The organism is Streptomyces sp. SLBN-8D4 (assembly GCF_049739545.1).
In the GTDB taxonomy this organism is placed as follows: domain Bacteria; phylum Actinomycetota; class Actinomycetes; order Streptomycetales; family Streptomycetaceae; genus Streptomyces; species Streptomyces canus_C.
Map to the genome: position 1 here is coordinate 1040829 of NZ_JBMGQC010000001.1, position 12151 is coordinate 1052979.

At 71.5% G+C, this 12151-nt stretch carries 12 protein-coding genes; 7 read left to right on the forward strand and 5 right to left on the reverse strand.

The window, feature by feature from the left end:
* Positions 1–33: 33 nt before the first annotated feature.
* Both RKD20_RS04800 and RKD20_RS04805 read left to right on the forward strand, forming a co-directional pair.
* Complete coding sequence (locus tag RKD20_RS04800) at positions 34–921, forward strand: LysR family transcriptional regulator (RefSeq protein ID WP_424876554.1); 888 nt, start codon at positions 34–36, stop codon at positions 919–921.
* A 42-nt stretch (positions 922–963) separates the two neighbouring features.
* Positions 964–2199: a PQQ-binding-like beta-propeller repeat protein gene (locus tag RKD20_RS04805; RefSeq protein ID WP_424876555.1), complete on the forward strand. Its 1236-nt coding sequence runs from the start codon at positions 964–966 to the stop codon at positions 2197–2199.
* A 13-nt stretch (positions 2200–2212) separates the two neighbouring features.
* Here RKD20_RS04805 and RKD20_RS04810 read toward each other — a convergent pair whose 3' ends face one another.
* The 3 genes from RKD20_RS04810 to RKD20_RS04820 all read right to left on the reverse strand — a co-directional run bounded on the left by RKD20_RS04810 (position 2213) and on the right by RKD20_RS04820 (position 6427).
* Positions 2213–4357: a putative bifunctional diguanylate cyclase/phosphodiesterase gene (locus RKD20_RS04810; RefSeq protein WP_424876556.1), complete on the reverse strand. Its 2145-nt coding sequence runs from the start codon at positions 4355–4357 to the stop codon at positions 2213–2215.
* A complete protein-coding gene (locus RKD20_RS04815; RefSeq protein ID WP_424876557.1) occupies positions 4354–5175 on the reverse strand; it encodes an SAM-dependent methyltransferase in 822 nt (273 codons plus the stop codon). Before RKD20_RS04815 ends, RKD20_RS04810 begins: the two co-directional genes overlap by 4 nt.
* A gap of 283 nt (positions 5176–5458) precedes the next feature.
* Entirely contained in the window at positions 5459–6427 is a 969-nt protein-coding gene (locus RKD20_RS04820) for an SCO0930 family lipoprotein (RefSeq protein WP_020116937.1), read from the reverse strand.
* 774 nt (positions 6428–7201) lie between these two features.
* On the opposite strand from RKD20_RS04820, the gene RKD20_RS04825 reads away from it, so the two are divergent.
* The 3 genes from RKD20_RS04825 to RKD20_RS04835 all read left to right on the forward strand — a co-directional run bounded on the left by RKD20_RS04825 (position 7202) and on the right by RKD20_RS04835 (position 8862).
* Positions 7202–7333 (forward strand): hypothetical protein, encoded by a 132-nt coding sequence (locus tag RKD20_RS04825; RefSeq protein WP_424876558.1) that lies wholly within the window; start codon positions 7202–7204, stop codon positions 7331–7333.
* Between the two features lie 21 nt (positions 7334–7354).
* Positions 7355–8119 (forward strand): DUF4239 domain-containing protein, encoded by a 765-nt coding sequence (locus RKD20_RS04830; protein ID WP_424876559.1) that lies wholly within the window; start codon positions 7355–7357, stop codon positions 8117–8119.
* 209 nt (positions 8120–8328) lie between these two features.
* Positions 8329–8862 carry a hypothetical protein gene (locus tag RKD20_RS04835; protein WP_424876560.1) on the forward strand — a complete coding sequence of 178 codons (534 nt, stop codon included), beginning with the start codon at positions 8329–8331 and terminating at the stop codon, positions 8860–8862.
* 106 nt (positions 8863–8968) lie between these two features.
* On the opposite strand, the gene RKD20_RS04840 is transcribed toward RKD20_RS04835, so the two are convergent.
* Positions 8969–9460, reverse strand: coding sequence for a hypothetical protein (locus RKD20_RS04840; protein ID WP_424876561.1), 492 nt, complete (start codon positions 9458–9460; stop codon positions 8969–8971).
* Positions 9461–9793: 333 nt separating this feature from the next.
* On the opposite strand from RKD20_RS04840, the gene RKD20_RS04845 reads away from it, so the two are divergent.
* Positions 9794–10465: a class F sortase gene (locus RKD20_RS04845; protein WP_424876562.1), complete on the forward strand. Its 672-nt coding sequence runs from the start codon at positions 9794–9796 to the stop codon at positions 10463–10465.
* A 30-nt stretch (positions 10466–10495) separates the two neighbouring features.
* Here the strand turns inward: RKD20_RS04845 and RKD20_RS04850 are convergent, their stop codons facing one another.
* The gene (locus tag RKD20_RS04850; RefSeq protein ID WP_424876563.1) at positions 10496–11365 is read right to left on the reverse strand and encodes a polysaccharide deacetylase family protein; all 870 of its coding nucleotides are present in this window, start codon (positions 11363–11365) and stop codon (positions 10496–10498) included.
* Between the two features lie 317 nt (positions 11366–11682).
* On the opposite strand from RKD20_RS04850, the gene RKD20_RS04855 reads away from it, so the two are divergent.
* Positions 11683–12144, forward strand: a complete 462-nt coding sequence (locus tag RKD20_RS04855) for a universal stress protein (RefSeq protein WP_424876564.1) — start codon at positions 11683–11685, stop codon at positions 12142–12144.
* Positions 12145–12151 lie beyond the last annotated feature (7 nt).

The following is a 12151-nucleotide window of genomic DNA, read 5'->3' on the forward strand; positions in this document are numbered from 1 at the left end:
TTTGATTCCATAGGGAACGGCTATCGTACGAGGATGCAGTTCCAGCAGCTCCAGTACTTCGTGGCGGTCGCCGAGACCCGGCACTTCACCCGCGCCGCCGACCTGGTCCACGTGGCGCAGCCGTCCCTGTCCCAGCAGATCAAGGCGCTGGAGCGGGAGCTCGGAGCGGACCTCTTCCTGCGGGCGCGCGGCAACATCACCCTCACCGACGCGGGCGAGGCCCTGCTGCCGCTGGCCCGTCGCATCCTGGCCGACGCGGACACGGCCCGGCACGAGGTGCAGGAGCTGGTGCAGCTGCGCAGCGGCCGGGTCCGGCTGGGCGCGACCCCGAGCCTGTGCACCGGTCTCCTGCCGGACGTGCTGCGCGCCTTCCACGACCGCTATCCCGGCATCCGGCTGATGATCGAGGAGGGCGGCTCCCACGATCTCGTACGGCTGCTCGCGCGCGGCGCCCTCGACCTGGCCCTGGTGGTCCTCCCGCTGCCGTCGCCGTCCCCGGCGCTGACGACGGTGGAGCTGCTGCGCGAGGACCTGGTCGTCGTCTCCTCGCCGGACGTGCCCGCCCCCGGCGGTCCGGGCCGCCGTACGGTACGCGTCGCCGACCTGGAGAGCGAGCCGCTGGTGATGTTCCGGCACGGCTACGACCTGCGCGAACTGACCGTGGCCGCGTGCCGTGCAGAGGGGTTCGAGCCGGACTTCGCGGTGGAGGGCGGGGAGATGGACGCGGTCCTCGGCTTCGTGCGGGCGGGCCTTGGCGTGGCCGTCGTACCGCGGATGGTCGCCACGCGCTCGGGACGGGGGCTGCGGGTCACCCCGCTGGCCCGGCCCGGACTGCACCGGACGATCGCGTTGGCGCACCGCAGCGATGTGGCTCCGCCGCGGGCGGCACGGGAGTTGCAGCGGATGCTGCTGGAGCGCTGAGCGGTCGTAGCATGAGGTTTTCTCGGACGGGGGTGGGCGGGGATGAAGCGGCGGATCCTTTCGGTCGGCGCGGCACTGCTGGCACTGGTGGGGTGCGCGGGGAACACCGGGTCCGGCGGACCGAAGAGCCCGGCGGTCTCGTCGCCGTCCGGCGCGTCGGGGCCGACGGTGGAGATGACCTCGACGTCCGTCTCGGGCCCGTGGCGGGCGTGGACGGCGTCCCTCTCCAGCCGGGAGGCCCACGGCAGTTGCGGCGCGACGGCGCACCAGGTGGTGTGCGCGACCGGCTCCGGTGGATTCGTGGGGCGTTCGCGGGCCGACGGCCGTGTCACCTGGAGCGTGCCCGCGGGCGACCGCGGGAGAAGCGCCGGACTGCTCGTCGACGCGGCCGACGAACGGGCCGTGACCGGGGTCGCGGGCAGGCTCCGCGCGGCGAACCTGCGCACGGGTGCGCAGGCGTGGACCCGTCGACTGCCCACCGGCCGCGCCTACTTGGCCCTCGGCGCCGCGGACGGGATCGTCTACGCTCTCCACGCGCCGGATCCCTTCACCGGCACCGCCGCCGTCCTCGACGCCGTGCGCGCGTCCGACGGCACGCCCCTCTGGCACCGGTCCGTCGGCTGGAGCACGGGCGAACCCCTGGCCGCCTTCCGGGGCCGCGTCTACACGGCCGACGGCACCCGGGTCACCGCCCGCGACGCCCGCACCGGCGCCACCATGGCGACCAGCCCGACGGGCGTAGAGTGCCCGCACCTCGTCACCGGCGGCCACTACCTGGTCTGCACCGGCAGCCCGTTCTCCGCCGGGGACGCCTTCCCGCCCATGCGCCGCCTGGATCCGGCGACGCTGAGGCCGCTGCCGACCCCGCGGAACACGATCAACAAGCCCGTGCACGGTGTGATTTCCGACGACGGGATCCTGGTGCTGTACGAGGCCGGCGCCGAAGACACCAGCGCGGGCGACTGGTACGCGTACGACCTGGAGAACGACCGCAGGCTGTGGAGCACTTACGCCACCGAGGCGGACGCCACCGTGGCCGGCGGCCGGTTCGTGAGCTTCACCCCCGGCAATGACCGCGCCAGGCGGGGCCGCGTGATCACGATCGACCTGCACGCCGGTCCGCAGGGGACCGGAACCGCCGCGCCCCGCATGTCCGCGGCGTACTCGCAGACCAGGGACGGCGAACACCCCGCGCTCGTCGTGCCGGCCGGGGACACGGGCCACGTCGTCGTCATGGCCCGTACCCATGGTTCGCTGCGGTCGCTTCCGCTGCCCTGAGGGGGCGGGGCGTTCAGCCCGTCGCGTCCACCAGCGCCAGCTGGTGGAGCCGGTCCGGCGGGCCCGGGCGGGCGTAGTACCAGCCCTGGGCCGTGTCGCAGCCCAGTATCCGCAACTGCTCGGCCTGGGCCCCGGTTTCGACGCCCTCGACCGTCACCGCCAGGTTCAGGCCGTGGGCGAGCGAGACGATCCCCTCGACGATCTTGAGGTCGACCGGGTCGGCGGGGAACTGCTGCATGCTCTGCGTGAACGAGCGGTCCAGCTTGAGGACGCTGACCGGGAGACGGCGCAGGTTCGCCAGGTTCGAGTAGCCGGTGCCGAAGTCGTCCAGGGCGATGTCCACGCCCATCTCGGCGAGCCGGCGCAGTGGTTTGAGCAGGTCGTCGTCGGCGCCGATGAGGGCCGACTCCGTGACTTCGAGGCAGAGCGCGTCCGGTTCGACGCCGGCGCGCTCCAGGATGTCCACCGTGTCCTGGACCAGACCGGGGTGGGTGAGCTGGCAGGGCGAGAGGTTGACGTTGATGCGGAGCGGGTCGCCCGCCACGTCCTGCCCGTAGCGTTCTCGCCACTCGCGGGCCTGGCGCACCGACTGCTCCAGGACCCAGCGGCCGAGCGGCACGATCAGCCCGGTGTGCTCGGCGAGCGGAATGAACCGGTCGGGGCCGAGGACGCCGTGCTGCGGGTGCAGCCAGCGCACCAGCGCCTCGGCGCCCCGCACGCTGCCGTCCCCGAGGTGCACCAGCGGCTGGTACTCGATGAAGAACTCGCCCCGGTCCAGGGCCGCGGGCAGCTGGGTGGTCAGCCCGTGCCGGGTGATGGCGCGGGCGTCGGCCTCCGGATCGGCCAGCTCGAAGCGGTTGCCGCCCGCCGACTTGGCCCGGTACATCGTGATGTCGGCGCTGCGCAGCACCTCCGCGGGCCCCCGCTCCCCCGCCGGGCCCTCGACGATGCCGATGCTGCCGCGCACGGTCAGCTCCCGGCCGTCGATACGGACCGGGGCGAGCAGCACGTTCATGATGCGCGCCGCGAGGTCGTCGACCTCGCTCTCGGTGTCGGGGCCGGTGGTCAGCGCCACGAACTCGTCACCGCCGAGGCGGGCGACCATCTCGCCCGGCGCGGTTGCGCAGGACTGGAGCCGGTCGGCGACCTCGACGAGCAGCCGGTCGCCGGCCGCGTGGCCGAGGCTGTCGTTGATGGTCTTGAAGCCGTCGAGGTCGAGGTAGCACAGCCCGAACCGCTGGCCCTCGCCCGCGCTGAGCGCCTTCTCCAGGCGCTCGAAGAACAAGGTGCGGTTGGGCAGCCCGGTGAGGGCGTCGTGGGTGGCCTCGTAGCGCAGCCGGAGGTTGAGCAGCCGGCGCTCGGTGGTGTCCTCCATGAGGGCCAGCTGGTACTGCGGCGCACCGTCGGCGTCACGCAGCAGGGAAACCGTCAGGTTGGTCCACAGGACCGTGCCGTCCGGTCGGGAGAATGCCTTTTCGAGGTGGTAGTGCTCGCGCTCGCCGCGGACGAGTTCGTCGTAGAGCGTCCAGGTCTGCGGCGCGTCCTCGGCGTGGGTCCACTCCTGGACCTTGCGGCCGCGCATCGTCTGGTCGGTGATGCCGAACATGCGCAGCAGCGCGCCGTTGACCTGGAGGACGTTGCCGTCCAGGTCGGCGATGCCGATCCCTATGGCCGCGCCCTCGAACACCGCCCGGAAGCGCGCCTCGGTCGCGTGCAGCGCCTGTGCCACCACGCCCTGCGCCTGCAGGGCGGCCTGCGCTATGGCCTCCTGCTCGGTCAGTGTCCGCTCGCGCAGCGCGTGGGCGAACCCGGCGGCCATGGCGTGCTGCAGACGGGAGGACCGGGACCGCAGGTCCTCGCGGTCGCCGTCGCCGCCGCAGTAGAGCACCAGATAGGCGTCGACGCAGTCCAGGGAACGGGACAGCGCCTCCGGATCCGTGCAGTGCGCGTCGACGAGGGCGGCGCCCACCGCCCGGCCCTCGTCCGTGTCGACGGTCCTGGCCGCGAGTGCCTCGCTCAACCGGCGGGCCAGCGGCAGCAGTTGCTCCTCGAACTCCGGCCGGGTCGCGGACGTCGACGTCACCGGGAACACGGCCCGGCTCCAGATCGTCGCGAACCGGCGCAGTCTGTCCTCCGGCCCGTCCGGCTCGGCGATCACGCGGAACGCCCCACGCCGCCGAACTGGGAGAAGGCCCAGGGGTCCTCGTCGTCGGGGTCCCAGTTCTCCGACTCCGGCCGCCACCGCGGCATCGGTACCAGTCCGGGTTCCACCATGTCGTACCCCTCGAAGAACCGTGCGATCTGGTTGCGCGAGCGCATGATCAGCGGGTTGCGGATGTCCTCGTACACGTCCATCGCGCCCTGGACCTGCTCCTGCGACAACGGGATCCCCTCGAAGGCGGCATGCGTGAGCACCAGCAGGCTGCCGGGCGCGAACGCGTCGCGCAGCTCGGCCACCGCATCGTAGGGGTCGTCTGCGTCTTCCACGAAGTGCAGTATGGCAACGAGAAGCACCGCCACCGGACGGTTCGGGTCGATCAGCCGCCGGACCTCGGAACTCTCCAGGATCTCCCGGGGCTTGCGGAGGTCGGCCGCGACGACGCCCACGTCCGGGTTGTCCGCGATGACCGCCTGGCTGTGCGCGACCGCCACCGGATCGTGGTCGACGTAGACGACACGGGCGCCGGGGCCGGCGCTCTGGGCGACCTCGTGGACGTTGCCGAAGGTGGGGATGCCGGAACCGATGTCGAGGAACTGCGTGATGCCCTGGCCGACCGCGAAGCGCACCGCACGGCGCATGAACGCCCGGTTCGCCTGCATGATCTTCGGCAGTCCCGGGACGTGCTCCATGGCCTTGCGGGCCGCCTCCCGGTCGGCCTCGAAGTTGTGCGAACCGCCCAGGTAGAAGTCGTAGATGCGCGCGACGCTCGGCACCGAGATGTCGATGCTCCGGGGAGCCCAGGCGGGACGCTCCATGTATCTCTCCAAGGCGTAGGCGATCCGGTGTTCGAGCTGAGGCTACTGATCGCCCGCCAATGGAGCGAGCAGAAACGGAAATTGACCATCCGTTCCCGGTCACTGCCTTCGGCACGTGCCGCTGGGAGGTTGCCGCGGATCGCCTACGAAGCGTAGGCGCCGCACTCCGGAGAGTTCCGGAACGGGCGCCGAATCGCGGGGAGTTGCGGGGAATGACGGCAAACCGGTCCGACCCCTCCGTGCGGCGCGGAGGGGTCGGACCGGTGGAGCGGTGAGGCCGGTGTCACTTGTCGGAGACGCCGACCATCTCTCCGTTGGGACGGACGGCGTACCAGGTGCCGCCGACGCCCTGGCCGTTGGTGTCGCCGGGCTGCTTGTCGGCCGCGAAGGTGTAGATGGGCGAGCAGTTGACCGTCTGCTGCGCGACGCCGTCGGAACGGGTGAAGCTCATCAGGCCCTTCTTCTGGACGCCCTTGGTGTCGTTCGCCGAGACGGGCGCGACGGCCGGCCACTTCTCCAGGCAGGCACCGGTGCAGTTGGAGACGGGCTTGGGCCAGGCCTTGTCCTTGGCGAAGCGGTAGACCGTCATGCCGTTCTTGTCGACGACGATCTCGCCCAGCTTGGGGTCGTTGCGCGTCGACAGTCCCGGCAGGCTGGCGACCGACGCCTTCTTCCCGTTGGGCGCCAGCGCGTACCACTTGCCGCCCACGCCCTGGCCGGTCAGGTCGCCGGCCTTGGTGTCCTTGGCGTAGCGGTAGGCCGGCCAGCCGCCGATGGTCAGCTGCTTGGTGCCGTCGGCCCGGGTCACCTCACCGAGCAGCGCCTTGTCGATACCGGCCCCGGCCGAGGCGTCGTCCGCGGGCACCGGCGGCCAGGCCGTCGCACAGTCGCCGTTGCAGTTCGACTTCGGCGGCTCGGCGGTGTCCTCGTCGAAGCGGTAGAGGCTGAGACCGGTGGCATCGGTCAGCACGTCCCCGAGCTCGGGGTTCGCGGACACCTGCAACTTGCCGGCCGAGGCGGACTGGGCTCCCAGATTTCCCTGGCCGATCGCGGTCGAGCTCGCGGTGGGGCTGGGGCTGGTATCGGTGCCGAGACCGGAGCCGACACCGCCGTAACCGCCCGCCGCCGCCGTGGCGCCGACGTTCTGGCTGCCCACCGACGAGGTGCCGCCTTCCTGACCGCACGCCGTCGTCAGTGCCAGCACCGCCGCGGCGCTTGCCACGAGTGAGGCGCTCCGCCAGGAGGTCTTCATCGTCAACTCCCCATAACTCAAAAGGGTGTTGCAGCGCCCTGCTGCGCCGCCGCACGACCATGAGTACGCACCGGACCAGGGGTTGTGTTCACCCGTCCCGCAAATTTCTTTTCGGAGGCTGTGACCACACCCGCCTCAAACCGCACAGAGGTACGCCTCACCGGACGGGCGATCGCTCAGGATTCAAACACTGGGCGACCTTTTATCCCTCCTTCGGAGCAATCTCTTCGCGCCCGCGCGTGATACGGCGCGACAGGCCTCATGATCTCCGTCGTGCATCGACCCGAATCACCCCAATCCGCCACCGCCATACGCGCGTTGGCCCTGCTGGCCTTGACGTGGGCGCTCATCGGTCCCACGGCGGGGGCGGCCGAGGCGGATGCCTGCGCCTACGCCTCGGTCGGTCCCGGCGGCGCCGAGGTGGTGGCGGTCGCCGGAAACCTCACGTGGCCCACTCTCCCGCCCTGCCCGAAGCCGACACCCACGCCCACACCGACCCCCACTCCCCCAGAGCCCCCTTGCACGCCGACGCCCTCACCCGACCCGACCCCGAAGCCGCCTCCGACGCACAAGCCGCCGAAGCCCAGGCCCACCCCGACGCCGAAGCCACCGGCTCCCGGACCCCCGCCGCCCGCACCGGCACCCCGGCCGGCGCCACCGCGGGCGCGGCCGGCACCCCCTCCCGCACCCGCACCGCCCCCTACCCCTACTCCCACCCCGACCCCGACACGGACTCCGCCGCCCAAGCCCGCCCCGGCCCCCTCCGCACCTCCGGTGGTCTACCCGGCCTACCACCACGCGAAGGCGCCCGACCGGCGCACCCACAGCACGACCTCGCCCGTGATCTACGTCCTGCTCATCACCGCGCCCGCGGTGGTCGCCGTGGCCGCCCTGCGGCCCCGCTAGTGCCGATGCTGGAGGCATCCCTTGCCGGAATGGCTTGTTCTCATCCTCGCGATGCTGGCCGCGTGCGCGGTGGTGGTCGCCATCACTCTCATCCGCCACAAGGCGGCGCCCGTGGACGAGGATCCCAGCGAGACCCCGGACGTCATCGAGTACATGACCATGTGGATCGGGGTCGTGTACGCCATCGTCCTGGGTCTGGCCATCGCGGGCGTGTGGGAGGCCCGCAGCGCGGCCCAGGATCACGTCCAGGCGGAGGCCCAGGCGCTGCACGAGATCTCGGAGCGGGTCCAGGTCTACCCGGCCGACGCCCGTGACCGCATTCGGGCCGATGTCAACGCCTACGTCGGACACGTCGTCACGACCGAGTGGAAGGAGATGGCCGACCACCGCCGCATGACCGAGAAAGGCACCGAACTCCTCGACCGGATCCGCACGGACGTCACCTCCTACGAACCGAAGGACGACTTCGAGGCCCAGGCCTACCAGCCGCTCGTCGACCAGGTGGCCGCCGTGGACCAGGCCCGCAACGCCCGCGCGGACTCGGTCGAGCCCACCATGCCCGGGGTGGTCTGGTTCGGTCTGCTGGGCGGCGGCGTCGTCACCATCGGGATGGTCTTCGCGCTGCAGATCCGGCGTACGACCCGCGAGCTGGTCCTGGCCGGCCTGTTCTCCGCGCTGATCGCCTTCCTGCTCTTCCTGATCTGGGACTTCGACGCCCCCTACAGCCGTGGCATCACGGCGTCGGCGGAGCCGTTCCTCGCCCTCTTCCCGGGCGTCAAGGGCTGACGGCCGCTCACCGCGGATACCGCTCAAGGGGGACGCCCGGTGTCCGACACGCCGCCGGTGTCCCCTGAGCGGCCCACACGCGTGACCCATTCGGAGTGACAGAGATCGCGCAGACGTACACCTGTTCCTAGCGTTTCGGTCATCGAGGTGCATTTCCCGCGTAGGCGGAACAGGTCCGCAGCTGCTCCTCGGGGACCGGAGGAACCATCATGCGCGCGATACGCGTCGCTTCGGCCGCACTGCTGGGCGTGACCGCCCTGGCCTTGTCCGCACCGGCCGCCGTGGCGAAGGGCGACAACGACATCACGCCGTTCGGCTTCAGCGTCCTGCCCTCGACCATCGCCCCGGGCGGACAGGTGGCGCTGCTGCTGGAACGGGACCACGGCGGCTGCACGGGCTCGGCGACCGTCACCTCGGGGGTGTTCGACACCATCACCATCCCGCCGCGCAAGAGCCAGGCGACGGTCGTGGTCGACCGGGACGCCAGACCCGGTGCGGTCTACCGGGTGACGTTCAGCTGCGACGGCGTGAGCGGCTCGACGGGCCTGACCATCGCCGGCGGCCGCCCGGTCGGTCCCACACCGGTGCCGCTCAACCCCGACCGGGGGGTGCGGGCCGGTGAGGGCGGCAGCCTCGCCGGGTTCGACGTCAAGGAGCTCGGCATGGGCGCGCTGCTGATCACGGGCTCGGTCGGGGCGGCGTACTACTTCTCCCGTCGGCGCGCCCGCCAGGACGGCGCCTGACGGCGCTTGCGGTCTTACGTGACGCGGACCTCCGTCCCGGTTCCTCTCGGAGTCCGGGGCGGAGGTCCGCGTCAGGTGGGGCGGTGCGTCTCCGAAGGGGCGGAGATCAGATGTGCTTCTCGGTCCGTCGGCGCATCCAGAACACCCCGCCGCCGATGACGGCCAGGGCCACCAGACCGCCGCCGATGGCCATGTCGGCCGGAGTGGCCCCGCTGGAGCTGCTGCCGCCGAGACCTCCGCGGACCCCGCCGATGACCGTGAAGGCCGTGGGGTTGATCACGGTGCCGTTGCTGCAGACCACGTTGATGCTGTGCGACCCCGTGGCCGCGTTCCGGTTGACCGTGGCGCGCCCCGTCGCCAGGCCGTTGGACCCCGTCGTCAGCCTGATCGTCCGGAACGCGTCCGAGCTCGCGGTGCCGTTGCTGTTGCAGTTGTTGACGGTGATGGTCAGCTGGCCGCCCCGGGCGATGACATTGGGAAGGGCGACGACATTGCTCGGGCTCAGGTTCATACCGTCCCGCGCGACGGCCGCGGGGGCGGCGAGTTGGAGCACGGCGACCGCGGCGCCGGCGGCCGCCAGGGCACGAGTAGTACGCATGTGAATCCTCCGCGGGAGACGCCCCGGGAACGGTCCCCGGTGGATCGGCGAGGAAACGCCTCCCAGAAATACCCTCAGACGGCTTGCACGGGCCCGCATTTCGACAATGGTCCGTCCTGGTGAGAGGACACGCCGAACGAAAAGCACACAATCCGATATCTTCGCAGGTCACGGACCGTCAGAAAATTCCTGTTCACGGCAACTCGGATGGCGCACCACCCGCGCTCGGGGGCCACCCGTTCGCCGCTGACCCGTCGCCGGTTGCGTGCTCGGGACTTAGCGTTCTCGTATGCGCGAATGACGCGGCGACGGCCGCGTCGAGAGGGGAAGTCAATGTCTGCGTCCGAGCTGGCCGGGCTGGCCGAAGAGGAGGAGCAGCGGAAGAAGCGCGCTCCCTGGGGCGTGATAGCGCTTGTTCTGCTGACCGGTCTCGCGCTCATCCGGAACGGTTCGGGGGAGTTCGACGTCGGGCCGCCGCAGCCCGCGTCGGCGGCCGCCGCGGACAGCCGGGTGCACGGCACCGCCTTCGGCCACGCCCCCGCTCCCCTGCCGTTCGCGGTGCCCGACCGGGTCTCCATCCCGGCGATCCGGGTCGACGCGCCGATGGTGCCGGTCGGGCTCGACCCGGACGGCTGGGTCGGCGCGCCGCCGCCGGAGGATCCGAACCTGGCCGGCTGGTTCACCGGCGCGGTGTCCCCCGGCGAGAAGGGCACCGCGGTCGTCGTCGGCCATGTCGACAACAAACAGGGCCCCGCGGTGTTCTACGGACTCGGGGCCCTGAAGAAGGGAAATCGCGTCGAGGTCAGGCGCAAGGACGGAAAGACCGCGGTCTTCGAGATCTACGGCATCGAGGTCTTCGAGAAGAGCAATTTCCCCGGCGACCGTGTCTACGGCTCCAAGGGAACCCCCGAATTGCGGGTCATCACCTGCGGGGGCGGTTTCTCCAAGCAGAGCGGCTACGCGGGAAACGTCGTCGCCTTCGCCCGCCTGGTCGAGGTCCGCTGAGCGTTCCCCGACCCGGCGGACGCATTCCGGCTATACGTACTGCCGTCGCGGGACGGTGATGTGATAGCCGGAATCGATGAGGTGCGGCAGATAGTCGCGCAATGCCCGGACACTCTGGGAGCGGTCGCCCCCGGCGTCGTGCGAGAGCACCACGACGCCGGGGGCGGCGCCGTGCTCCACGGCGCCGACGATGCGTCGGGTGCCCGGGGTGGTCCAGTCGAGGGTGTCGACGCTCCAGGCGAGGGGGTCCATGCCGAGTTCGGCGCCGAGCTGGAACGCGGCCCGGTTCCAGGCGCCGTAGGGAGCGCGGAACCATGCGGGACGCTCGCCGTAGGCGTCCTCGATGACGTCGCTGGTGCGTTCCATCTCGGAGCGGATGCGGGAGCGGCTGAGCCGGGTGAGCAGCGGGTGGGACCAGGTGTGGTTGCCGACGACGTGTCCCTCGTCGGCCATCCGGGCGAGCAGGTCCTGGTTGTCGACCGCCATCTCCCCGCACACGAAGAACATCGCGCGGACGTCGTACTCGGCCAGGGTGTCCAGGATGTGCGGGGTGTAGCGGGGATCGGGTCCGTCGTCGAAGGTCAGCACCATGGTCCGGCCGCGTCCGGACACCTTCAGAAACGGCTCGTGGCGTACGAGCGTCTTCCTGGGGGCGGTGGGCGGTGGGCCGTATCCGGTCAGGGGCTGGAGGCGGTAGGCCGAGGGCCTGACCGCGCGGTGGGCCGGGGGGCCGGCGGCGGGGAGGGCCGGCCGGACCGGGTCCTCGCCCGTGAGGGCCGCGAGCACTCCGGCCGTGCCGGCGGCCCCGACCGCGGCGGCACCGGCCAGCAACGCCCTGCGTCGCGTGAGCATCACCGCCGCCTTGGACGACAGCCGTGTGAGCAACTGATCCTTCGTCATGACTCATCAGTCGCCCGGCAGAGCGCCGACGCACCTCAGCAACACCGGGGCGGCGGCACGAATGCACCCGCCCGGCCCAGCGGAGGGGCCCGGGCGGCCTGGCGGGGCGTCAGAAGGACGCCGTGCGGGGTCGGTCGGCTTCTGCCCCGGCCTCGTCCCCTCCGTCGAGGCCGGGGTGCCGAGAGCCGCGGCGGGCTTCGGTGGCTGCCCGTTCACGGCCCGCCCAACGGGTGCCCCATTTCCGCAAAGTTTGCGCACCCCGGTCGACAGGTCCCCGAATGCCGCCCGGACCTGCGGCTTCCGATAGCCTCGCAGCCGTGACGGAACAGCATGCGCACCAGTTCGAGCGGGGCACGGACGGGCCCAAGGTCATCGTCGTCGGCGTGGACGGCTCCGACTCCTCGCTCCGCGCCGCGGCCTACGCCGGAGGCCTGGCCCGGCGCCAGCACGCCCTGCTCGCCGTGGTGTACGTCCAGCCGGTGATCGCCTCGGGTGCCGCGCTCGGCGCTCCGGTCGCCGAGACCACGGACGAGATCGCCGAGGACCTGGTCGCCCAGATCCGGCGCGCCACCGAGCAGAACAAGGGGATATTCGATGTGCGCTGGGAGTTCCACACCTTTCGCGGCGACCCCTACGGCGGGCTGACGAAGGCGGCGGACGAGCTCAAGGCCGACGCGGTGGTCGTCGGCGCCTCGGAGCAGGCCGGCCACCGGATCGTCGGTTCCGTCGCGGTGCGACTGGTCAAGGCGGGGCGGTGGCCGGTGACCGTGGTGCCGTAGCGGATTC